This is a genomic window from Nonomuraea thailandensis, from assembly GCF_024172165.1.
Classification (GTDB): domain Bacteria; phylum Actinomycetota; class Actinomycetes; order Streptosporangiales; family Streptosporangiaceae; genus Nonomuraea; species Nonomuraea thailandensis.
Map to the genome: position 1 here is coordinate 2,733,532 of NZ_JAMZEB010000002.1, position 23,360 is coordinate 2,756,891.

General features: G+C 71.4%; 17 protein-coding genes. 8 read left to right on the plus strand and 9 right to left on the minus strand.

Annotation, left to right across the window (positions count from 1 at the left end; all coding sequences use genetic code 11):
• Window positions 1-16: 16 nt before the first annotated feature.
• Both HD597_RS16530 and HD597_RS16535 read left to right on the plus strand, forming a co-directional pair.
• Window positions 17-2,497 carry a SpoIIE family protein phosphatase gene (locus tag HD597_RS16530; RefSeq protein WP_253743154.1) on the plus strand — a complete coding sequence of 827 codons (2,481 nt, stop codon included), beginning with the start codon at window positions 17-19 and terminating at the stop codon, window positions 2,495-2,497.
• Between the two features lie 264 nt (window positions 2,498-2,761).
• The gene (locus HD597_RS16535; RefSeq protein WP_253743155.1) at window positions 2,762-3,100 is read left to right on the plus strand and encodes a DUF6348 family protein; all 339 of its coding nucleotides are present in this window, start codon (window positions 2,762-2,764) and stop codon (window positions 3,098-3,100) included.
• A gap of 110 nt (window positions 3,101-3,210) precedes the next feature.
• On the opposite strand, the gene HD597_RS16540 is transcribed toward HD597_RS16535, so the two are convergent.
• On the minus strand, window positions 3,211-5,892 hold the full coding sequence (locus HD597_RS16540) for a fibronectin type III domain-containing protein (RefSeq protein ID WP_253743156.1): 2,682 nt from the start codon (window positions 5,890-5,892) through the stop codon (window positions 3,211-3,213).
• 223 nt (window positions 5,893-6,115) lie between these two features.
• Here HD597_RS16540 and HD597_RS16545 point away from each other — a divergent pair, with 223 nt between their 5' ends.
• Together HD597_RS16545 and HD597_RS16550 are read left to right on the plus strand one after the other, a co-directional pair.
• Complete coding sequence (locus tag HD597_RS16545; protein WP_253743157.1) at window positions 6,116-7,069, plus strand: carbohydrate ABC transporter permease; 954 nt, start codon at window positions 6,116-6,118, stop codon at window positions 7,067-7,069.
• A gap of 11 nt (window positions 7,070-7,080) precedes the next feature.
• Entirely contained in the window at window positions 7,081-7,962 is an 882-nt protein-coding gene (locus HD597_RS16550) for a carbohydrate ABC transporter permease (protein ID WP_253743158.1), read from the plus strand.
• A gap of 43 nt (window positions 7,963-8,005) precedes the next feature.
• On the opposite strand, the gene HD597_RS16555 is transcribed toward HD597_RS16550, so the two are convergent.
• Window positions 8,006-9,394 (minus strand): DUF4832 domain-containing protein, encoded by a 1,389-nt coding sequence (locus HD597_RS16555; protein ID WP_253743159.1) that lies wholly within the window; start codon window positions 9,392-9,394, stop codon window positions 8,006-8,008.
• 147 nt (window positions 9,395-9,541) lie between these two features.
• On the opposite strand from HD597_RS16555, the gene HD597_RS16560 reads away from it, so the two are divergent.
• From HD597_RS16560 to HD597_RS16570, 3 genes are all read left to right on the plus strand, one after another.
• Entirely contained in the window at window positions 9,542-10,912 is a 1,371-nt protein-coding gene (locus tag HD597_RS16560) for an ABC transporter substrate-binding protein (protein WP_253743160.1), read from the plus strand.
• A gap of 107 nt (window positions 10,913-11,019) precedes the next feature.
• Complete coding sequence (locus HD597_RS16565; protein ID WP_253743161.1) at window positions 11,020-12,513, plus strand: glycoside hydrolase family 36 protein; 1,494 nt, start codon at window positions 11,020-11,022, stop codon at window positions 12,511-12,513.
• Between the two features lie 47 nt (window positions 12,514-12,560).
• Complete coding sequence (locus HD597_RS16570; RefSeq protein ID WP_253743162.1) at window positions 12,561-13,718, plus strand: ROK family transcriptional regulator; 1,158 nt, start codon at window positions 12,561-12,563, stop codon at window positions 13,716-13,718.
• Between the two features lie 39 nt (window positions 13,719-13,757).
• Here the strand turns inward: HD597_RS16570 and HD597_RS16575 are convergent, their stop codons facing one another.
• A complete protein-coding gene (locus HD597_RS16575; protein WP_253743164.1) occupies window positions 13,758-14,579 on the minus strand; it encodes a DeoR/GlpR family DNA-binding transcription regulator in 822 nt (273 codons plus the stop codon).
• Complete coding sequence (locus tag HD597_RS16580; protein ID WP_253743165.1) at window positions 14,576-15,889, minus strand: family 4 glycosyl hydrolase; 1,314 nt, start codon at window positions 15,887-15,889, stop codon at window positions 14,576-14,578. The genes HD597_RS16575 and HD597_RS16580 overlap by 4 nt, the downstream gene beginning before the upstream one ends.
• Before the next feature lie 238 nt (window positions 15,890-16,127).
• On the opposite strand from HD597_RS16580, the gene HD597_RS16585 reads away from it, so the two are divergent.
• The gene (locus HD597_RS16585; protein ID WP_253743167.1) at window positions 16,128-16,439 is read left to right on the plus strand and encodes an antibiotic biosynthesis monooxygenase; all 312 of its coding nucleotides are present in this window, start codon (window positions 16,128-16,130) and stop codon (window positions 16,437-16,439) included.
• Between the two features lie 67 nt (window positions 16,440-16,506).
• On the opposite strand, the gene HD597_RS16590 is transcribed toward HD597_RS16585, so the two are convergent.
• From HD597_RS16590 to HD597_RS16610, 5 genes are all read right to left on the minus strand, one after another.
• On the minus strand, window positions 16,507-17,448 hold the full coding sequence (locus HD597_RS16590; RefSeq protein WP_253743168.1) for an esterase/lipase family protein: 942 nt from the start codon (window positions 17,446-17,448) through the stop codon (window positions 16,507-16,509).
• Window positions 17,449-17,531: 83 nt separating this feature from the next.
• Window positions 17,532-18,206, minus strand: a complete 675-nt coding sequence (locus HD597_RS16595; RefSeq protein ID WP_253743172.1) for a DUF6182 family protein — start codon at window positions 18,204-18,206, stop codon at window positions 17,532-17,534.
• Window positions 18,207-18,258: 52 nt separating this feature from the next.
• On the minus strand, window positions 18,259-19,143 hold the full coding sequence (locus tag HD597_RS16600; RefSeq protein WP_253743173.1) for a nucleoside/nucleotide kinase family protein: 885 nt from the start codon (window positions 19,141-19,143) through the stop codon (window positions 18,259-18,261).
• Window positions 19,136-21,658 carry a hydroxymethylglutaryl-coenzyme A reductase family protein gene (locus tag HD597_RS16605; protein ID WP_253743174.1) on the minus strand — a complete coding sequence of 841 codons (2,523 nt, stop codon included), beginning with the start codon at window positions 21,656-21,658 and terminating at the stop codon, window positions 19,136-19,138. Before HD597_RS16605 ends, HD597_RS16600 begins: the two co-directional genes overlap by 8 nt.
• The gene (locus HD597_RS16610; protein ID WP_253743175.1) at window positions 21,655-23,328 is read right to left on the minus strand and encodes a GH3 auxin-responsive promoter family protein; all 1,674 of its coding nucleotides are present in this window, start codon (window positions 23,326-23,328) and stop codon (window positions 21,655-21,657) included. The genes HD597_RS16605 and HD597_RS16610 overlap by 4 nt, the downstream gene beginning before the upstream one ends.
• Between the last annotated feature and the right edge of the window lie 32 nt (window positions 23,329-23,360).

Below are 23,360 nucleotides of genomic sequence, written 5' to 3' on the forward strand. Positions count from 1 at the left end.
CAGGCAAGGAGAGCACGTGCACGACCTCCAGCACCCGGCAGCGCCGGACCCCGGCAGCGCCGGTTCCCCGGAGCTTCCGGACGCGGGCGCGGCCACGAACGTCGGCCGTCTGGCGGCCACCATCGAACGGCTGCGCGAGGCGGTGCGGGAGGCCCAGCACGCGGCCGAGGGCCGGGCGCTGATCGAGGTGGCCAAGGGCATCCTGATCGAACGGCTCGGCTGCGGCCTCACCGAGGCCGCGCGGCAGATCGCGACGCTGGCCGAGCAGGCGGGCGTCTCGCCCATCGAGATGTCGGCCGACATCATCAACCACGCCGCCAGGGACCGCATCAGCGAGACGGCCCGGGAGTTCCTGAACGCGGCTCGCTCCCATGAGGCGCCGGCCGCGGCCGGACGCGCTCGCCCCCGCGCGGGGGCCGGCGCGGCCGAGCGCACAGGCGCAGGAGCCGGCGTGGCCGACAGCGCTCGTACCGGCGCAGGGGCCGGTGCGGGTGTGGCGGTGCGCATGCGCAGCGCCGAGAACGGCATGCTGCAGGCCGGCGACGCGCAGGCCGTGGCCGAGTCGCTGCTGCAACACGCGCTGACCCCCCTCGGCGCCACCGCCGTCGCCATCTGGGCAGCCGGCCACGACGCCTCGCTCGCCCTGGCCGGCTACGCCGGCTTCAACGAGGCCGAGGCCGCCCGCTGGCGCTACGTGCCGCCCGGCGTGGCCACCCCCGCCCGGCAGGCGCTCACCGAACGCAAGCCGGTCTGGCTGCGCGCGCTGTCGGACGTCGGCCTGCCCTCGATCGGCCGGCACGCCACCCCCGGCGGCGGCCGCGCCTCGGTGCCCGCCGGCACCGGCGGCCGCGTGCTGGGCGTGCTGGAGATCAGCTGGCCCGAGCCGCTGGAGACGCCGTCGCCCCAGATCGTCAAGCAGATCGAGGCGCTGGCCGAGCTGTGCGCGCACACGCTGGAGCGTCCTTCGGTCGCGCCCGCCCCGGCCCCGCCGTCGGAGCTGACCGACCTGGCCGACGTGCTGCCCGACGCCGCGATGGTGCTGCAGCCCTGCCTGAGCGCCGACGGCCGGCTCACCGACTTCCGCATCCGCCACACCAACCCGCGCTTCGCCGACCCGGCCGGGCGGCCGACCGCGATGGTGACCGGTGCGCGGCTGCTGGAGGCGTACCCGCTGGCCGCCCAGGACGACGGCCTGTTCTCCAAGATCGAGCGAGTGCACGCCACCGGCGAGCCGTTCCAGTCCGAACAGGTGACGCTGACCGCGCTGGTCGACCAGGTGCCGCTGGCCAGCGTCGCGCACGTGAGCATCACCCGCCACGGCGACGACGTGCTGATGATCTGGCGGCTGCAGGACGAGGCCACCCGCCTGGCCAGCCTGCTCCAGCACGCCCAGCGCCTGGGCCGCATCGGCGGCTTCGAGGAGAACGCGCTCACCGGCGAGATCACCTGGAACAGCCAGCTCCACTCGCTGTACGGAATGGACCCGGGCGAGCCGCCCATCCCGCTGGAGCTGCTGGCCGAGCACGCCCACCCCGACGACGCGGTGGTCATCGGGCGCTTCCTGCGCACGGTGCTGCACCACCGCCAGCCCGCCTCCGCCGCGTTCCGGCTGCAGCGGCGCGACGGCATCGCCCGCCACATCAGGGTGGTGGCCGAGCCGGCGCTGAGCGACGACGGCCTTCTGCTGGCCATCCGGGGCGCGTACCAGGACATCTCCTCCCAGCACTGGACGGAGATGGCGCTCGCGGCCACCCGCGACCAGCTCGCCCACACCGAGCAGCAGGCGGCCGAGCGCAACCGGCTGGCGCTGCAGCTCCAGCGGGCCATCATGCCGGCCAGCCAGCAGCCGGTGGAGGCGTTCGGCCTCGACGTCGCCGTACGCTACCGGCCGGCGGAGAAGGATCACCTGGTCGGCGGCGACTGGTACGACGCCGTCATACTGCCGTCCAAGAAGATCCTGCTGGCCGTGGGCGACGTGGCCGGGCACGGCATCGAGGCGGCCACCGGCATGGTCGTGCTGCGCAACGCCCTGCGCGGCCTGGCCGCCACCGGCGCGGGCCCCGGACAGCTCCTGGCCTGGCTCAACATGGTCGCCCACCACCTGACCGAGAACGTGACCGCGACGGCGATCTGCGGGCTGTACGACCCCGACACGCACGTCCTGAGCTGGGCCAGAGCCGGGCACCTGCCGCCCATCCTGATCAGGGACGGCCAGGCCGTCGAGCTGGACATGATCAGCGGCGTCCTGCTCGGCGCGCTGTCGGACATGACCTACGAGGAGAGCCAGGTCCAGCTCGCCTCCGACGACATCCTGCTCATGTACACCGACGGCCTGATCGAACGCCGCGACCTGCCCCTGCAGCAGGCGCAGCAGCAGCTTCTCCGAACCGCCACGCACCCGAGCACGGGCCTCGGCCACCGGCTGGACCACCTGCTGACCCACAGCAGGTCCGACACCGACGACGACACCTGCCTCGTGGGCATCCAGCTCCACTGAGGGCCCTCCCGCACAGCACCGTGCGGACCTGCGTGTCAGGTGTCTGTCCGAGGAGGCCGGGCGGAGAGCCGCCGTGGACAGGGCTGCGCGAATCGTTGAGGTATGGCGCCGCCGTCGAGGTGGGGATCGCCGCGTTCCGCGCGGGTGAGGAGCCGCCCAGGGACGAGGAGGTGTGGCGGCGGAGCTGTTCGTCCACCCTGCCTCGGCCGGCGCGGTGATGGCCCAGGTCGACTTCGCCGTGTCACACCCGGCGCCGGCCAGGCCATGGCTGGTGGAGAGCGTCGCTCGCTGGGTACCCAGCTCAACCTGTTCGCCGACCGGCCGGTGCCCTCCGCCGGATCCCCGCTCGACCGGCTGCTGCAGGCGTTGCGCGCCGAGCCGCTGACCCGGAGGGTGCACGGGCTGCGCCTGTTCACCTCCCACCACGACGGCCGGCTGCAGATCAACGAGGTGCTGCTTGACAGTGAGCCGTGGCCGGGCGGCGAGGCGGTGGTCGCGGACAGCCCGGCGCCGCTGCCCGACGGGAGGGTCGCGGTGCGGATCTTCGGGCCTGCTGGTGCCTGCCGAGGACGCGTAGTGCTCGGAGACCTCACGGCGTCCTGAGCAGTGCGAAGCAGGATGCCGAACATGCGCGCTGCCCTCGTCGTCGGGATCTGCCGGTGGCGGGCCTCGACGGGCAGGGGCTCTGGCATGTTCGGCATCTCCGGGTGGTCCTATTCGAAGCGGATCTCGTCGATGGTGATGGTGGAGGCGCCTCCGTACCAGAAGCCCATGGCGAGCTGGGCGGGGGAGTTGCGGCTGATGCCGTTGGCGGCCAGCGGGATCCTGATGTCCTGGTAGGCGGTGGTGATGGCCGGGTGGGCGCCGCCGTCGAGGGAGTAGTCGGCGAAGAGCTTGGTGGTGCCGCCGAGGCCGAGGTTGAAGTGGGCCTGCTCGCCGCCCGTGGCGCCCTTGACGCGGATCACCAGGTGGGTCCTGGAGGTGAGGTCCACCCCGACGTCGCTGCCGAACCAGCCGCAGTTGTCGTAGCGCAGGCTCAGCGCGCCGCCGGTGACCGCGCCGGACCCGCCGCCGTCCAGGAAGCAGTTGCCTCCCGTCCACCTGCCCAGGTCGTTCTTCGCTCCTGACGGGTAGGCCGGGGTGCCGTCGAAGTCGTCCAGCACCAGGCCGGAGCCGCCGGGGTTCGCCTCGGTGACGACGGTGACGGTGTTGCCGGACGGCGAGAGGTTGCCCGCGGCGTCCTTGGCCTTGACCGTGTAGGCGTAGCTCGTCGAGGGAGTGAGGCCCTCGTCGGTGTAGGAGGTGCCGGTGGGGGTGGCGACCCTCGTGCTGCCGCGGTAGACCTCGTAGCCGGTGACCCCGACGTCGTCGGTGGCGCCGCTCCACGAGAGCGACACCGTCGTGGCGGTCCTGCCCGTGGAGGTCAGCGTGGGTGCGGTGGGCGCGGCGCAGTCGCCGGAGCAGCCGGTCGTGGTGGCGCTCACGGCGGCCGACCGGGCCGAGACGTTGCCGGCGTTGTCGACCGCCTCGACCGTGTACTGGTAGGTACGGCCGGCGGTCAGCCCGGTGTCCGTGAACGAGGTCCCGGTGACGGGCGTGGCGGTGACCTTCGTCCCCGACCGGTGGACGTGGTAGCCCCGCAGGCCGCTGCCGCCGCTGTCGGCCGAGGCGGACCAGGACAGCGAGACGCTGGTGTCGGTGCGGGCGGTGACGGCCAGGCCCGCCGGGGCCGAAGGCGCGGTGCAGTCACCGCCGCACGTGCCGGTGGTGCTGATCTGGCCGAGGCCGACCCAGCCGTCGGAGCCCTGGTTGGCGTTGGCGAACGACAGCGGGTAGGCGGGACGCCACCTGTCGATGATCCAGTCGGTGAGCCGCACGGACGCCGGGCGGTCGCGCAGCACCTGCTGGGTGATGCTCTCCAGCGGGTTGCGCACCCGCAGGACGAGCTGGTAGCTCCCGGCCGGGACGCCCGCGGCGTTGAGGTTGGCCGAGAAGTTCACCGGGCGGCCGAAGTCGAGGTAGGTGGGGTCGGCGCCGGCGTTCCAGTCGGGGAAGGCGCGGATCTTGAGCGGCTGGACGGTGCGGATGTCCCAGTCGGTGTCCCAGGTCTTGACCACGCTGCCACTGGAGTTCCGCAGGCCGATGACGAACTTCCAGGGGTAGTAGAAGGGCGCCACCCCGTCGTTCTGCACGGTGACGCCGACCTTGAAGGTGCCGCCGTTGCTCGCGTTGAAGTTGGCCTGCGGGATGTGCAGGTTGTAGCCCATCTTGCGTACGCCTGCGGCGACCTTCGGGTCGGTGGGGCTGTAGCCGCCCGCGCCGGTCTGGTTGATCATCCAGCTGATGTGGGTGAGCTCGGTGGCGGCGAGCACGTCGTCCACCTGGCCGCCCCCGGCCGGGTAGTTGGCGTACAGGGAGCCCTGGATCTCGGGGCGGGCCTCCCCGCCGATGGAGTGCGTCGTCCAGCGGTTCTCCGTGCCGTTGTCCAGCATGATCTGGGTGAACGCGTCGTCCCAGCCGTTCATGGACCTGGGCAGCGTCATGCTCTTGAGCTGGCCGCCGCGGTGCTCCTTGTAGGGCCAGGAGTCGTCGTGGAAGCCGATGTTCGCCGTCCGGGTGCCGGCCAGGCCCGGGTAGCGGACCTCGAGCTGGATGTTGTCGAAGGCCGCGTCGAAGGCGTTGATCAGGGTGCTGATGGTGGCGTCGGTCGGCATCAGGTCGGGGTAGCCGTCGGCGGTGTCCCGGTCGTAGGGCCAGGTGTGCCATTCACCCCACAGCCCGACCAGGCCCAGGGACATGAACCCGATCCGGGGGTCGGCCGTTCCTCCGGGCCCCGCCTTGTCGTACCGGGCGGCGAAGGCGTTGATGAAGCCGGTGAACGCGGCGATGACGTCGGGGTCGTCGTAGTCGGGGCTGACGGTGCCCCAGAACCCGTTGTTGCGCAGGGCCGCCTTGCCGTTGAGACACGGCGGGATGCCGTTGCCCGGGTGGGAGGAGGTGCCGCCCGGATACTCCACGTAGAACCGGAAGGCGACCTGGCGGCCCCACACGGCGGACTCGTCCAGCGCCTTCTCGAAGAGCGTCCAGTCGAAGGCGTTGCAGTCCGAGGGGTTCGTCATGATCTCGTTGAGCGCGAAGTAGGTCCACATCACGCCGCCGGGGTACTTGGCGTCGTAGTTGTCGCCGGGGAACAGGTAGGGGGCGAATCCCTTCAGCGGCTGCCCCACCGGCGTGGGGGCGTAGGCGTAGGTGTGGGTGGTCAGCGTCGTGTCCGGGAGCGGCCCGGCGGGGGGCCGGGCGGGCGGGCCGGCCGGGGCGGCCGACGCGGGAACCGCCCCGCCTAACAGCAGGATCGTGATGGCGGCGAGAGAGGCGAGCCGACGTCTCATCTTCATGGGGGCCTCGGAATGGTGGGGGGTTGCCAGAGCGAAACCTGGATGTAACGGAATACAAGCATGAAGGCTTCGCTTGCGCCAGATCCACTTTTGCTATCGCAAGTCCGTCGGCGCTCCTCGCAGATATGATGCGCTCTTGACAAAATATCGATTACTCACATCATTATTACCCAGGACCGGCCCGCACGGAACGCCGGCGAGTGGCAGTCGACAGGGAGCGCCCATGCAAGCGGTTGGGACACGACTCGATGCCGGGACCGACCAGCGGCAAGGGCTTCTCGGACGCCATGGCCGCCCGCGGCGACGGCGGCGGGACGACCGCCGGGTCGCGTGGTTGTTCCTGCTGCCGGTGATCGCCGGTTTCGCGGTCTTCTACGCCTATCCGACGGCCCGGGGCATCTGGTACTCGTTCACCGACTACAGCCTGCTCGCCGATCCGAAATACGTCGGCGCGGACAACTACCGGGAGCTGGTCAGCGACGCGCAGGCCTGGAACGCGCTCAAGGTCACGGGCTACTACGTGGTCGTGAACATCGTTTCCCAGACCCTGCTCGCGCTCGGGCTGGCCGCGCTGATGCACCGGCTGACCCGCTCGGTCGTCCTGCGCGCGACGCTGCTGGTGCCCTGGCTGGTGCCGAACGTGACGATCGGCCTGCTGTGGGCCTGGCTGCTGGACCCCGATCTCGGGTTCGTCAACCACCTCATCGGCCTGACCGGGCTCGACACGACCCTGTCCTTCAACTCGCCTGAATGGGCGATGCCGCTGGTGGCCCTGGTCAACACCTGGACCTTCACGGGCTACACCGCACTGCTGCTCTACGCGGGGATGTTGCAGATCCCGCCGCACCTGTACGAGGGCGCGGCGATGGACGGCGCCGGCGAATGGCGCATGTTCCGCTCGATCACACTGCCGCTCCTGCGGCCGATCCTGGCACTGGTGCTGGTGGTGTCGCTGATCGGCTCGTTCCAGATCTTCGACACGGTCGCGGTGGTGTACGGCGGCAAGGCTCCCATCCCGGAGACCCGGGTCATCTACTACTACATCTACCAGCGGGCGTTCACCTACTTCGACATGGGATACGCCTCCGCCCTGGCGATGGTCCTCGTGGTCATCCTCGGCGTGCTGACCACCCTTCAGTTGCGGATGCTGCGTGCGTCGCGTTCGGACCTGGCCTAAGGAGCCTTCGCATGTTCTCCGGATTGAAAATCGGCAGGAAGGCCGCCTGGTTCGCCGTCATCGCCGCGGTCGTGCTCACGGTCTTCCCCTTCTACTGGATGGTCCGCACGGCGCTGACCCCGGCGGGCGACCTCTACACCGACTCGACCGGGCTGTGGCCGGACAACCCCACGCTGATCAACTTCGCCCGGGTGCTGGGGCTGGTCGACGCCGAGACGGCCAGGGCCGCGGGCGGGTCGGGCGCGCAGCTGAACTTCCTGCTGTACACGATGAACTCGGTCATCTACAGCGGGCTGATCGCCGTCGTGCAGACCTTCTGCTGCGCCATGGCGGGCTATGCCTTCGCGCGGCTGCGCTTTCCCGGCAGGGACCTGGCCTTCACCGCCATCATCGCCGCGCTGATGGTGCCGCCGATCTTCACGATTCTGCCCAACTTCGTGCTGGTCAAGCAGCTCGACCTGCTGAACACGTTCCCGGGGCTGGTCCTGCCCAGCCTGCTGATGACGCCGTTCGCAGTGTTCTTCCTGCGCCAGTTCTTCCTGTCCATCCCCCGGGACGTGGAGGAGGCCGCGACGCTGGAGGGCATCGGCAGGTGGGGGATGTTCTGGAAGATCGTGCTGCCCATGAGCCGCGGCCCGCTGATCACCATCGGGCTGACCACGGTCGTGTGGAGCTGGAAGGACTACCTGTGGCCGTTGCTGGTGGGCAAGGCCGAGGACACCCGGGTGCTCACCGTCGGGCTGGGCGTGTTCCTCCAGCAGTCGCCGAACCGGGGGCCGGACTGGACCGGGATCATGGCCGGTTCGGTGCTGTCCGTCATCCCGGTGCTCATCCTGCTCGTCTTCCTGGGCAAGCGGCTGGTGCAGTCGATGAACTTCTCCGGCATCAAGTGACGAAGCGGGGTGCGGCCCGGGCCGCACCCCTTTCGTGGTGGCGTCAGGAGGCCCGGATCCGCCCGATGGTCAGCCAGCCCGGGACGGTCGTGTCCTGGTCGGCGTTGGCGAAACGCAGCGGCATGCCGTTGCGCAACGGGTTGGCCGCCCGCAGGACCAGCGTGTACTCACCCTTCCGCAGCCCGGGCGGCAGGGTGGCGGTGAGCTCGGCCGGCTCGCCGGGCATGACGCCGGTCAGCTTCCACGACGTCGTCCAGGTCCGGGCGATCCGCCCGTCCCGCCCGACCGCGGCCAGCTGGACGGGCCAGTCGTAGGAGAACGGGGCCACGCCGTCGTTGCTGATCCGGACGGCGACGTCGAGGCCGCGGCGCCTCTGCTCGGTGCGCACGGCGGTGACCCGCAACTCGTAGCCCAGCGACTTGGCGCCCTTCAGCGCCTGGCCGTAGGCGGCGCCGGTGTACCCGGGGCTGAAGGCGTAGTGGTTGAGCAGCCAGGTGGCGTGGGTCTGGGCGACGCTCGTGTCGAAGTCCTTGTCCCCGTCGCCGGGACAGTCCATCGGCACGTTGAACAGGCAGCCCTGCAGCTCGGGCCGCAGCTCGCCGGCGACCGTGTTGGTCCGCCACTTGCCTGTGGTGCCGGCCTGCCCCATCAGGTCCATGAAGTGCCAGCCGGGGCCCGGCAGGGTGGAGTAGGCGAAGGAGTCGTCGTGGTAGCCCAGGTCGTGTGCCCTGTTGTCGGCGCCGGGGTAGCGGACCATGAGCCTGGTCCGGTCGAAGGCCTTGTCGTAGGCGTTCAGCACCCTGAGCTGTTCGGCCTGGGAGGCGAACCAGTTCTCCGTGCCCGGGTCTCCGTTGTGCGGCCAGGTGTGCCACTCGCCCCAGAATCCCAGCAGGCCGAGCTGGACGAACCCGATCCGCGGGTCACCGTCGTAGCGGCGGCCGAGGGCGGCGATGAACCGGTCGAGCGCGGCGGTCAGGTTCGGGTCGTCGTAGTCGGGCGACACGCTCTGCCCGTTGTTGCCGAAGTCGTCGTACGGCCGGGTCAGCAGACCCTGATCGAGCAGGAACTGCGGGACGCCGCTGGGCTTGCCCGGATAGTCCAGGTAGAAGCGGAACGCCGCATGGTGGCCCCGGGCGGCGATCGCGTCCAGCTGCTCCTCCAACGCCCCCCAGTCGAAGCGGTGCGGGCCGGTCATCACCGCGTTCAGCGGCAGGTAGAACCACTCCATCGAGTGCGGGAACGTCGTATAGGCGCCGGCGTAGGGGATGAAGCCCTCCAGCGGATTGGCGTCCGGAGCCTGCGCCGCCGCCAGATCCCGCCAGCCCGGCTGAACGGTCGCGGCCGAGCCCGGGGCGGGTAGCGCCGTGACGGCCGCGGCCAGGAGGGCGACGAGCGCCATCCGCGCAGGCCGGCCGATCGGAGAGTGGACCATCGATGCCTCCACATGACGATTGCCAAAGCACTTATGAGCTGGCCTTGACAAATTTTCGATGAGCCACATCATTATTCGAGAGAGCCGACAAGGCAAGAGGGAACTTTCTCGGGCCCTCGGCCCTATCCCCCAGAAAGAGGCACCTCGATGATCAACAGGAAGCGGGTCGCCGCAACCCTGCTCTGCGGGCTGATGGCGGGCACCACGCTCACCGCGTGCGGCGGTTCCGAGGCGGACGAGCCGGCGGGCGGTGACGCGGGTGGTGCCGTCACGCTCGACTACTGGCTGTGGGACGACAATCAGTCGGCCTCCTACCAGGCCTGCGCAGATGCCTTCCACCAGGCGAACCCGAACATCACCATCAAGATCACCCAGACGGCCTGGGCGCAGTACTGGCAGAACCTGACCACGCAGCTGGCGGCGGGCGAGGCGCCCGACGTGTGGACCAACCAGGTGTCGTACTACCCGCAGTTCGTCTCCAGCCAGCAGATCCTCGACATCCAGCCCTATGTCGACGCCGACAAGGTCGATCTGACCCAGTATCAGGACGGGCTCGCGGACCTGTGGACCAAGGACGGCAAGCGGTACGGGCTGCCCAAGGACTGGGACACCGAGGCGATCGTCTACAACAGCGACATGCTCGACAAGGCGGGCGTCAAGCCCGACGAACTCGCCGACCTGACCTGGAACCCCACCGACGGCGGCACCTTCGAGCAGGTCATCGCCAAGCTCACCATCGACGACAAGGGCCGCAACGGCCTGGACCCGGGCTTCGACAAGGACCACGTCGCGGTCTACGGATACCAGCCCGAGTGGAACGACGGCTCCCAGGGCCAGAACGGCTGGGGCGAGCTGGCCGCCGCCAACGGCTGGACCTACCTCGACAAGAACCCGTGGGGCACCCGCTTCAAGTACGACGACCCCAAACTGATCGAGACCATCGGCTGGTACAAGGCGCTGACCGACAAGGGGTACGCGCCCCGCTTCGACAAGCAGTCGACGCTCGGCATCGACGCCGTGATGAACTCCGGGAAGGCCGCGCTCACGATCGCCGGCTCCTGGACCATCAACACATACATGGGTGAGGGCGCCAAGCACAAGTTCGCGCTCGCGCCGCTGCCCGTCGGGCCGGTCGGGACCCGCAAGAGCGCCATCAACGGCCTGTCGGACGCCATCTGGGCGGGCACCGAGAACAAGGACGCCGCGTGGAAGTGGGTGAAGTACCTCGGCTCGAGCGCCTGCCAGGACGTGGTGGCCGGCAACGCCGTCGTGTTCCCCGCGATCAAGACCTCGGCGGAGAAGGCGCTGGCCGCCCACAAGGCCAAGGGCCGTGACGTGCAGGTGTACGTCGACTACACCAAGACCCCGGGCAGCACGTTCCTCCTGCCGATCACCGACCACGGCACCGAGATCAGCCAGATCGTCCAGGACGCCCTGCAGGCGGTCATCCTCGGCCAGATCGAGCCCGCCGAGGCGCTGAAGAAGGCCAACGAGCAGGTCAACAGCCTGTTCGCCTGATCGTCTGGTGTCATCTGCCCGTCCGGCGGCATCCGCGCCGCGCCGGCGCCGGACGGGCACTGCTGCTCGAACACCGCCGCCTGAACACCGCTGCTCGAAGGAGAACCATGCCCCTGCTCGTCGACCTGGCCGGTCGTGAATTCGCGATCGAGCTCACCGGTTCCGAGCCCCCCACGCCCGTCGCCGGCGGTCTCGTCCTCCCGTCCGGACGGGTCGCGATCCTGCACGGTCTCGCCGACGCCCTGTTCTACCGGCATGGCCAGAACTCCTGGAGCCCCTGCGGGTGGCGCCGGCTCAGCGAGCCCCCCTTGCGGATCGCCAACCCCCAGCGGCGCCTGACCGCGGACGACACGGTCTGGGACGACCCGGCCCGCCACCACTCCTCGGCCGTGGCCGCGCTGCAGGGCGACGACGGGCGGGTGCTCCTGCTGGGCTCCCTCGGCCTGGGCACCCCCCGGCTGTCGGCCGACCTCGACACCCTCGCCGGCTGGTACGAGGACGACGGCGCCCCCTGGTTCCTGGCCTACGGCACCGAGCAGGAGGTCTTCGACCGCTACACCGACCAGCTCGCGGCGCGGCTGGGCCGCAGCGACCGGCAGGCCGGCAACGTCTGGTGCACCTGGTACGCCTACTACGAGGGCATCAGCGAGCAGGTGCTGAACAAGGACATCGCCGCGCTGGCGGGCCTGCCGTACGACGTCGCCCAGATCGACGACGGCTGGCAGCTCGCCGTGGGGGACTGGGATCCCAACCACAAGTTCCCCTCCGGCATGCGCGCCCTGACCGAGCGGATCAACGCCGCCGGCATGCAGGCGGGCCTGTGGCTGGCGCCGTTCATCGTGCTGCCCACATCGCGAACCGCCCTTGAGCATCCCGAATTCCTGCTGCGCGACGCCGGTGGGCAGCCGGTGGCCGCCGGACACAACTGGGGAACCTCCTACTGGGCCCTGGACCTCACCCACCCCGGCGTCCAGGAGCACCTCACCCGGATGATCCGCAAGGTCGTGCACGAGTGGGGCTTCACCTACCTCAAGCTCGACTTCGTCAACGCCGGCGCGGTCCCGGGCGTCCGGCACTCCGGCCGGCCCCGCGAGCAGGCCTATCGCGACGCGCTCGCCCTGATCCGGCGCGTCGCGGGCCCGGAGGTCTACCTGCTCGGCAGCGGCGCCCTGCTGCTGCCCTCGCTCGGCCTCGCGGACGGGCTGCGCAGCGGCCCCGACGTCGCCCCGCTGTGGACCAACTACGCCACCGACGACCCCTCGGACGCCATGGCCTACAACGCCGTGGTGAACACGCTGCACCGGCTGTGGCAGTCACGCCTGCTCCAGGTCGACCCGGACATCGTGTACTTCCGCAGCCGGCTCAACCTGCTCACCGAGACGCAGATGGGCTGGCTGCGGGACCTGGCCACGATCTGCGGGTTCAAGGCGGTCTCCGACCCGCCGTCATGGTTGAGCGCGGACGAGCTCGAGCACATGACGGCCTACCTGGCCGAGCAGCCGGAGATCGTCCGGACGGGCCGTTACAGTTTCGCCATCGACGGCCGCACCGTGGACTTCACCGGCGCGCTGGGAGCGGGACAGCAGTACCCGATCTCCTGACGGGGCCGGTAGAATTACGCTACAACGAAGCATAATCGGGGGTTGGGGTGCCAGAGGCGGCCGGAGTAGACGTCAGCAAACTGCGCGAGATCAACTCGCTCAGCATCGTGCGGGCGATGCGGGGCCAGCCACCCGCCACCGTCACCGAGCTCGCCACCCGCACCGGTCTGTCCCGGCCCGGCACCGACGTCGTGGTCCGCGGCCTGGTCACCGACGGATGGGTGCAGGTCGTCGAACCCGACGGCAGCAGCGTCGGCCGCCCCGCCCGCCGCTACCGCTTCAACGCCGGCGCCGGACACGTGCTCGGCGTCGACGTCGGCGGCCACAAGATCCTGGTCCTGCTCGCCGACCTCGAAGGACAGGTGCTGCACAGCCACCGGCTCCCGGTCGAGCCGGACGCCGACCCCGCCGCCCGGCTCCAGGCCGTCGACGTCGCCATCACCCAGTGCCTGTCGGACGCCGGGATGCGGCCCGACCAGATCTGGGCGGTGACGGTCGGCGTGACCGGCCCGGTCGACGCCACCGGCCGCACCACACTGTTCACCCCGCTGCCCGGCTGGGCGAGCGTCTCGCCCGCCGAGCACCTCTCGGCCCGCTTCACCTGCCCGATCCTGGTCGAGAACGACTGCAAGCTCGCCGCCGTCGCCGAACGCTGGAAGGGCGCCGCGCAGGACGCCGACGACATCGTCTACCTGCTGGCGGGCATGCGCACCGGCGCAGGTCTCATCCTCGACGGCACCCTGCGGCGCGGATACGGCGGAGCGGCCGGCGAGATCGGCGCCCTCAAGGCGGTCCGCTGGCTCTCCGCCCCCTCCCACATCGAGAACTGCCCGGGGGTGCCCGAGGACATCCACCCCAACGACAAGGCCGCCTGGGTCTTCGAACGCGCCCGCGAAGGCGACCGCCACGCCCGCACCGCGCTGCGCCGCTACGTCAAGGACCTGGCCGTGGGCGCCGCGGCGCTCGTGCTGACCCTCGACCCGCAGGTCGTCATCCTCGGCGGCGGTTACTCCCGCTCCGCCGACCTGCTCATCGAACCCTTCGAGCGGGAGCTCGGCCGCCTCTGCCTGCGTGTCCCCGAGATCAGGGCCTCCGACCTCGGCGCCGACAGCGTCGCCCTCGGCGCGCTGCGCGTCGCCCTGGACCAGGTCGACGCGCGACTGTTCACCGACGGGATGCCCGCTCTCCTCACCCTCCACGCCTGACCGGCACCCCTCCTCATCAGCGCCCCCGTCAGGCGGGCGTCATTTCGCCAGCTCGACGCCGACGCCCTGCTCCTGAACGGCGCTCACGAAGCCGGACGGGGCGCCGGCGTCGGTGATGAGGAGGTTCACCTCGGACAGCGCACAGATCGGTGCCAGCCCGATCCGGCCCAGTTTCGTGGAATCCGCCAGCACGACCCGGCGCCGGGAGGCCTTGATCATGCGCTGCTTCAGCTCGGCCTCCAGCAGGTGCGCCCCGGTGACCCCGGACTCCAGGTGAACACCGTGGCACCCGAGGAACACCGTGTCAGCGTGGATGCGCTCCAGCATGGCCGCGCCCAGCGGGTCGACGAGCGCATGCGTGGCCGGCCGGAGCGTTCCGCCGGTGACGAGGACGGAGAAGCGGGGAATGGCGGGCTCCAGCTCCGCCGCGACCCGCAGGCTGTTGGTGAAGACCACGACGTCGGCCAGGTCGTCGCGGGCCACCAGCTCGCGGGCCAGGAACGTGGCGGTGGTGCCGCAGTCGATGATGATGTTCTCACCGTCGGCCACCAGCGCGGCGGCGTGCCGGGCGAGCCGGGTCTTCTCCGGCGCCAGGCTGTCCACCGCGGTCTCGGACGGCGCCTCGTCGGGAGGCGGCGCGGCCTTGACGTGCATCGCCCCGCCGCGGACCCGGCGCAGCGCGCCTTGACGGCCGAGCACCTCCAGATCGCCGCGGATCGTCACGCTGGACACGCCGAACGTCTCCGCCAGGTCGGTGACCCGGACGAACTCGTGCTCCAGCACCAGTGCCACGATGCGTTCGCGGCGCAGCGAGGCCCCGGCGTCGCCGGCGGGAGGCGCCGAGGGGGCCGTGTCCTTCATCGGCCCGCCTTGCCGTGCGTGATGCCGCCGGGCAGGTACGCCGCCTGAGCCGCGATGATGTCGTCGCACACCGCCTCGATGTCGGCCAGCGGAAGGGTCGCCGAGGTGTTGGGGTCGAGCATGGCCGCCTGGTACACCGCCGATCGTCGCTCTTCCAGGACCGCTGTCGTGGTCAATTCCACCACATTCAGAAACGACCGGTTGAGCGCCATGAGCTGGACGGGCAGGGCGCCGACCGGCTGGGGGTGGATTCCCGCGCCGTCCACCAGGGCGGGCACCTCCACACAGGCGCCGGCCGGCAGATTGCCGATCAGCCCGTCGTTGGGGAGGGTGAGCTGCACCTCCCGCGGCGTGCCGGTGAGCAAGGAGTGGATCACTTCGGAGGCCATCTCGAAGTGCTTCCACCGGGCCAGCACCGGCTTGCCGGCGGCCAGCGCCTCCCGCAGCCGCTCGTAGGCGTCGTACTTGCGGAGCCGGCGCCGCAAGCCCTCGTTCAGCGGCGGGTTGAGCCGGAGCACCTCCTTCTCGTGCGGCAGGAACCAGGACACGTACTCGGCCGCGTGCTCACTGGACTCGGTCGGGAAATAGCCGAAACGCCGGTAGATCTCTGCGCGGACGTGCCCGCGCAGCTCGGGATCGGCGGCCATCACCAGGTCGAGCTCGTCGTAGAGGGACAGCCCTTCGCTTTCGAAACGCAGTACGAACGCCTGGTGGTTCAGCCCGGCGGTGAGGAAGTCGATGTCGTCGAGCTCACGGCCGATCAGGTCGGCGAGCAGCGCGTGGGTGTCACGGACCGAGTGGCACAGCCCCGCCACCCGGCGCAGCGGCGTGCCCGCGACCACGGCCCCGCACAACATGGCCAGGGGGTCGGTGTAGTTGAGCAGCCAGGCATCAGAGCACAGCCGCGCCATGTCGCGCGCCAGATCGAGCAGCACGGGCATGGCGCGCAGCCCACGGAAGATGCCGCCCAGGCCGAGCGTGTCGCCGACGGTCTGGCGCACGCCGTACCGGTGGGGGATCTCGAAGTCCGACAACGCCGCGTCGTACCCGCCCACGTCGATCTGGCAGACGACGAAGTCGGCGCCGGCCAGCGCCGCTTCGCGGTCGGCGCCGGCCTCGATCGTCGCACCCGCGCCCGCCTCGGCGTTCAGGCGGCGGGACAACGTCTCGGCGGTCGCCAGGCGGCCGGCGTCGATGTCGTGCAGGGCCACCCGCAGGCTGCCGGCCAGCTCCGGGCTGGACATCAGGTCGGAGAGGATCTTACGGGTCAGTTCGACGTTCCCCGCGCCGACCAAGGCCACCTTCGCCATTCGAACCTCCTCGAAGGAGGAGCTTACCTCTTGGAAAGCGGCCTCTCTTGAACATCCGGGCCGGCCTGGCCCGGGCGCATGGACGGCGCCCGGCCCGCGCGGGCCGGTGCTCAAGATCGTGGGCGGGTATGCTGCACTGGACACCGGCAAAGTCATTTGACTGGTGTGACCGCTTCGTGGAGGCGGCCGGGACCCGCCCCATGGTGGGTTCCGGCCACGTCGGAAGGGATCGATCCGGATGATCGCGCGAACGTGGCGGGGCTGGACCAGGGCCAGCGACGCCGACGCCTACGTCGACTACCTGTACGAGACCGGGATGGACGCCTACCGCAGGACGCCCGGCAACCGGGGCGCCTATCTGATGCGCCGGGAGGACGGCGACCGGACCGAGTTCGTGACGCTGACGTTCTGGGACTCGCTCGACTCGGTCAAGGCGTTCGCCGGGCAGCAGTACGAGAACGCCGTCTTCTACGACCTCGACGACAGATATCTGGTGGACCGCGAGACGCACACCCTGCACTACCAGGTCATGCAGGACGGTCAGGCGTAGCCGGCCGGCAGCGTGAGTCCCCCGGTTCGCACGAGCCGGGGGACCTGACGTTCTGGTTGCCGGCCGGCTACCGGCCGCGCTGGTCGTACAGGCCGTCCGCCATGCGCGGCAGTGGCGCGGGGTAGGCGCCCTGGCCCTCGTCGCTGAACTCTCCGCCGTACGACGCCTGCCACTGGCCGGTCGAGGTGTTCCTGATGGAGGTGTGGGTCAGCGTGCCGCCCTCGGTGTTGTGGCTGTACAGGCCCCAATGGTGGGCGGTGCGGTCGTTGGTCCCCGACTTGGCGCTGACGGTGTCGTCGGTCTCCGAGGCGAGGAAGGTGTAGTCCGTACCCATCTGGGACTGCGGCTGCTTGCCCAGCCAGCTGATGAAGCCGCTGCCCGGGCGCATGTCGCTGCACTGCTCGTGGGTGACGGCGCACGCGGTCACCACCGTGCTGCCGATGCCCTGGTGCGGCGTGGCGAACGTGACCATGTCCTCGATGTACAGGAACGGGGGCCAGTCCCTGGGCCAGTCGGTCGCGCCGAGGTCGTTCCTGTCGATCGTCAGGCCGCTCAGGTCGGGCGCGGGCTTGCCCACGCCGTACCTGTTGACGCCTTCGACGGCCGCCTTGGCCACCAGCCCGCCCATGGAGTGGGTCACGACGTCGATGGCCACGTCATGGCTCGAGTACAGGTAGTAGACGGTCCACGCGAACTGGCGGCCGACCTCCTGGATGCGCGTGTCGGTGGTGCCCTGGAGCCTGAGGTCGCAGTTGGTCGCCTTGTTGTAGTACCCGAAGGTGACGACGTCGCCCCAGCCGTTGGCGTTGAGCCACTGCTCGGCGCTGTTCCACGCGCCGGAGCAGCTGATGTCGGCCTCGCGGTCGAACCCGTGGACCATGACGGTGACCCGGTGTCCGTCGCCGCGCGCGGGCGCCGCCGACGCGGCCGGCGCGGTGGCGATCATGGCGGCCGTCACCATGGCGACGACCATGAACAGGACTGAACCGGACCTGGCTAATATGCGCATCCACGCTCTCCGTTCGCTGAAATCAGAGGCAGAGTAGTGGACGGATGATCAGCTGTGAATCGGCTGTTCAAGTGCGGCGTCAGTCAGAGGGTGAGGTAGGCGCAGGCGCGCAGGCGGGCCGGCGAGCCGGGGTCCGGTACGACGCGTATCCGGGTGTAGTGGGCGGCGGGGGGCGGCGCGGCGGGGAGGTGGCGCAGGAGCAGGCGGCCGGTGCCGGGGAGGAGGCCGTCCAGGGCCGCTTCCGCGATCAGGTGGTTGACGTGGACCAGGTAGTCCTCAAGCGGGAGCCCGGCGACGGGGACGTCGAGGCGGGCCGTGGTGTTCCCGTTCCCCAGAGGGACCTCCTCGGTGAGGGGGGCGGTGAGGCCCCGGAGGCCGCGGAACGGGCGCAGCAGACGGCGGAGTCCTTCGCGGGAGCTCAGCGGGGCGGGGGCGTACCAGGCGATGGAGCCGTCGGGGGAGAGATGGTCGAAGGGGTGACGATCGGCCAGGTTGCGGGGGTCGCCGGCGAGGAAGATCGTGCGGGTGAAGGCGGCGTACCAGGGGCGGCCCCGCGCATCGGGGAGGGTGGCGGCGAAGCGGTACGCGTCGGCGGCGAACGTGGCGGGGTCGAACGCGCGCAGGACCGCGATCACGCCGACGTCCCGCGTCGTGCGCGGGCCGGTGGGGCGGGCGTCGCGGACGCGGGCGAGTCTCGCTTCGAGGTGAGCGCGCAGGGTCCGCTGATCGGGAGCGTCCGGTGGAGCCGAGGGTGTCATGGGCCGGCCTTCCAAGGCGGGGGCGGCTTCGGGCATATGGGGTGGTGAGGGGTCACAAGCCGGCGAGCCGGGCTACTTCGGCGGCGACGTCGTGGGGCGGGCGGTGGTCGGCGCGGACCCGGTGCACGCGTACCGACGTGAAGGTCCGGAGGGCCTTGTCGTAGCCGTCCCTGATCAAGGGGAGCAGGTCGGCGCGTTCGTGAGGCTCCAGGCGGCGGTCGCGGGCTCTCAACCGGCGCAGGGCCTCGGTGACGTCGATGTCGAGCAGGATCGCCACGTCGGGCGGCGTCACCGCGAAACGGGTGGCGAACTCGCTCACCATGGCCTCGGGCGGCAGGGTGAGCAGGCCGACCAGCTCTTCGCCCAGGGTGTCGAGCCGCGGTGCCCGTCCTCCCGTACGGCGGGCGAGGGCCTGGCACCACGCGAGGGCCGCCTGGACGGCGGGGGCGGGCATGCGCGCGAGCTGTCGTCGCAGGACGGCGGGGCGGCCGGGTGCGACGACCGCGCCGATGGCCCGGCGGTAGAGCGGCAGGTAGGTGAGCGTGTCGATGAGCGGATGCCGCTCGGTGATGATCGCGCCGGTCTGCTGGCCGGTGAAGAAGCGCTCCGCCACACCGTACGTGCACATCTGCAGGTAGAGGACGGCGAGCTTCAGGTCGGGACTGCCGAGGCGGTCGGCCTCCGCGGACAGGACGTCGAGGTGCCGGGACAACTCCCCGAGGGGGCCGCCGGGATTCTCGTGGGGGCGCAGGCACGACAGGACGACGTGGGGGCGGGCCGCGGGGGAGCGCCGGGCGAGCAGGCGGGCGCATGTGCTCTTGCCGGACCCGTCGATGCCGAGCAGCGCCACCCGTACCGGTGGGGCGGGCGTCGTGTCCGGGGCCGGGCGGGCGCTGTTCGGGTCGGCCGGTGGCGCGGTCGTCACGGGATCAGGCATCGGGGCACTCCGTCGTGGCGTCCTCGATGGCGATCAGGCGCAGGGTCGTGGCCATGACCCGGCCCAGGAACGGCAGCTCCCGCTGGGTGTGCACCATGACGTACACGAGCAGCCTCGTCACCGCGAAGTCCCACAGCGCCAGGCGGTAGCCCTCGCGCCACTCCTCCGGCTTGCCCAGGTGGCCCACGGCCTGCCGGTGCAGGTCGAGGAGCTCCGTGACCCGCGACTCGCCGGCGTCCGGTGGCAGCACGAAGGCCAGCAGCTCCGCCAGGTCCCGCTGCGGGACGTGCAGCGTCGCCAGTTCCCAGTCGTAGGCGACCAGGCGAGGGGCGGATGAGTGCAGGGCCGCGTCCGGATGTTCCGGGGCGAAGGGGACCGGTCGGGTGGCCGGCGAGTGAGGGCCCGGCGAGTGAGGGTCCGGCGAGTGGGGGCCGGAGAAGTGAGTGCCGGGGGAGTGGGGGGTGGGGGAGCGCAGGGCGATGTTGCGGGGGTTGAAGTCGTTGTGGACCAGGGTGCGGGGCATGGACTCCAGCCGCCCCCACCACCGCGGGATCTCCTCGACGATCCGGCGGAGCCGGCGCGCCGAGGCGGCGTCCACCAGCTCCGGGTGCTCGGTCGCCGCGTGTTCCAGCAACGCGCCCCACAACTCCCGCATGGCCGTCATCCGCTCCGCGCTCTGCACCGGCCCCAGCCAGGCGCGCAGCTCGTCGTGACGGCCGAGGAAGGCCGCGTGCACGCCCGCGATCCCGCGCACGGCCGCGGCCAGGTGCTCCGGGCGCCACTGCTCCGGGGTGCCGGCGCTGTCCAGGTGCAGCACGCCGGGCCCGAGGCGTTCCATGGCGATGACGTACGCCTCCCGCGCCGCGTCCTCGTGCACCCCGTACGCGCGGGGCAGCACCGCCCGCAACGCCGGCTCCGCGTGGCGGTACACGGCGAGCTCACGGGTGTGCAGGCCGGTGAAGCCCGTCCAGTCGCGCCAGCGCGGGTACAGGTCGGCCACCTGGCCCCCGCACAGCGAGGCGAGCTTGGCGGCCTCGATGATCACTTCCTGGTCGAGGGGTTTGACCTTGAGCACCAGGTCCGTCGACCCGTCGGCGTCGTCCCGCCGCCAGGCCACGCGGACCGGGAAGATGCCCGTGGTCTTGCGGCGGTCGGCCCGGGCGGTGAGCTCGGTGATGAGGCTCGATCCCGGCGCGTGGTCGATCCAGGTGACATCGGTGACCTCCAGGCCGGGCGCGTTCATGGCCTGGGCCAGCATGGGCCGCAGCAGGGGGGCGCCGAGGTCGTCGCGGCTCAGCCAGTCGACCCGCCGGCCGCGGCCGAGCCGTTCGTGCGCGTCGGCGAACTGGCCCCCGGCCACGGCCGCCATCGTGGACAGGTTGAGCGCGAGCGCGAACCCGCAGATGATCTCCGCGAAGCGGGCGGCGTGGCCCTCGCCCCGGCAGCCGAGCACGTCCAGGTAGTCGCTCTGGCGCACCAGCCTGGTGCCGCCCCCGACCACCCCGGTGACCAGGCTCGGCAGGACCAGCGTGGCCCGTACGTCGCCCTCGGACACGTCCACGGAGAACAGGCCGGTGCCGGACTCGTACACGCTGGCGATGTCCTGCCCGGTCGCGACGAAGATGGCCGCGATGACGTTCGCCGCGTCGATGTCGTGCCCCGCCATGCCGGCCTGCTGGCCGGCGAGCACGCTGTGCCGGTAGAGCCGGTCGATCGCCTCCGGCGTGCTCTTGAGCACGCGGCGCACGGTCGTGCGGTCCAGCACGCACTCGGCCGCGACCCGGGTGCCGCGGCCGGAGATCATGTTGAGGTGGGTGAACTTCTTGTCGCCGCTCAGGTTCGCCTCGATCGCGAACCAGGCCGGCGCGAGCCCCGGCATGGTGGCCAGCCGGTCGTTGATCCACCGGCAGGCCCGCCAGGTGGCGGCGGTGGTCATGTTCTGGCCGCCCGCGTCGGCGGTCTCGTACACGAACCGCAGGTGTACGGCCCTGCCGAGCTGCACCGGGTCGACCGCCGTCAGCCGCGAGTGCGCCGACACCTCCGCCACCCGCCGGTCCAGCTCGTCCTTGCACGTCACGATCCAGCGGGCGAACTCGGCCGCCGCCCCCAGCCCCGCGAACTCGAACACGGGCGCCCGCGTCATCCGCTGCGCGATGACCTGGCTCGTCACCCCGCCCGCCAGCGTGATCGCCTTGGCGCCGCGCGCGACCGAGGCGACCAGGGCGCCCTCGGTGGTGGCCAGCGGCGCCGTCACCATGCCCTGCGCGTGGCGGCCGGTGAACAACATCGGCCCGGCCAGGCCGACGGGCACGTCCACGACGCCGACGAAGTTCTCCAGGTTGCCCGGCAGCGAGCGCGGGTCGATGGTCGACTGCTCAAGGGAGCGCAGTGAGGCGTTCGTGGTCGTCCGCAGCCAGGCGAGCAGCTCCCGCCGGGCCCGCTCGGTGTACTGGCCGCGGCCGGGCAGGCCGGGGTACGACGTCCCCCGCGGCGAGGGCTCGGCCGTGTCGGTCAACGCTCTGCCTCCGTACCTGAGAGGACACGTGTCCACGCGCCCGGATCGTCCCTGAACACCCGGTCCTTGACCCGGGTGGGCCGCTCGCCGTCCTCCACCCGGCGCCGCCACTCCCGCCAGAACGCCTCCACGGGCACCGCGTGCACCAGCGGCTCGGCCAGGGCGCCCGACCGGCGGGCGGCGGCGTACCCGGGCGCCTCGCGGCACAGCTCCTCGTCGAGCGCGGTGGTGAAGGCCCGCGTCCGCGGCGGCGGCGTGGCGAAGGCGACGGCCGCATCGTGGCGGGACGCATCGGTGCCGGCCCGGTACATCACCTGGCGGACGGCCACGCCGGTCGTCTCGCCGGCCGCCGCCACCGCCCGCAGCACGTGCGACTCGCGGACCCGTTCGCCCGCCACGGACACCAGGCCGTCGCGGCACGAGTACTCCACCACCGGCGTCGACCCGACGAACCCCACCACCTTGACGATGTCGCGCACCGCGCACCGGTACAGGCCGCCGACGTGCGAGACCACCACGTGGTACTCCTGGCCTTCCTCCAGCTCGTGCGGCTCCAGGGTGTCGGTCCACGGCTCGATCCGCTCGTCGGCCGGGACGAACTCGTACAGGCAGCCGGACACCATCAGCGCCCCGCCCGACGCGCGGCCGGACAGGGGGACGGCCAGCGGCCCCTCCGACGACCCGATCGGCGCCGGACGGATGTGCAGGCCGGCGCCGTACTCCTCGCGCAGGCCCGGCAGGTACAGCCTGGACACGTAGGTGTTCCAGGTCAGGAGGAGCTCCAGGCGCGGCCACAGGTCGGCGGGGCGCAGCGTGCCGCGCCGGGCGGCGGCCCGCTCCAGGCCGGCCGCCCGGCCGGGATCGGGTGGCCGGATCGCCAGGCCGCCCACCGTCCCGTCCCTGATCTCCCGCACCATGCGGGGCCACCAGTGGGCGAGCTGGTGGGGCAGCGCGGCCGCGATCGCCGGGTTGACCGCGATGATCCCCCGTACGTCGTGCTCGGCGGCCATCCGGAGCCGCAGGTAGCAGCGCTCCCACGGGCCGGCGCCGGCCAGTTCCTCCGGCAGCCGGCTCCACGGCGCCCGGTTGCCGAGCCCGACGGCGAGGTCCTCGCCCGCCTTGGCGAAGTCGAGCTGGCTGGGGCCGATGTGCGGCCGGCCGCCGAGCGTCGCGGCCGCCGGTGAATGAGGGTCCTGCCACAGGTTGAGCACGGTGTCGTCGCGGGTGGGCAGATCGGGATGGTGCCGTACGAGCTGCGCGAAACCCGCGAAGTAGAACGGCAGGAAGCAGCGGCGCAGGAACCCGGCCGTCACCGGGATGCTCTTCTCCCCGCCCGTGGTGCCGCTGCTGGCGAAGAACGCCGTGGGCTCCTCGCTCGTCAGCACCCCGCGCTCCCCGGCGTGCACCCGCTCCAGCCACGGCCGGAACTCCTCGTGCCCGCGGATCGGCGTCGCCCGCCGGTACCCGGCCGCGTCGCGCACCGCGGGCAGGCCGTGCTCCCGGCCGAAGGCGGTGTCCCCGTTCGTGGCGAGGAGCTCGGCCAGCACCGCGGCCTGGGCGGCGCGCGGGTCGTCCAGCGAGGCCAGGGCCTTGCCGCTCTCCAGCAACACCCGCCGCCGGTACGCCTCGGCACGTTCGGCGGCGGAGGCGAAGGTACGGTCGGTGGTCATGGCCCTCCCGGTCGTGGACTCTCGGTGGTCGG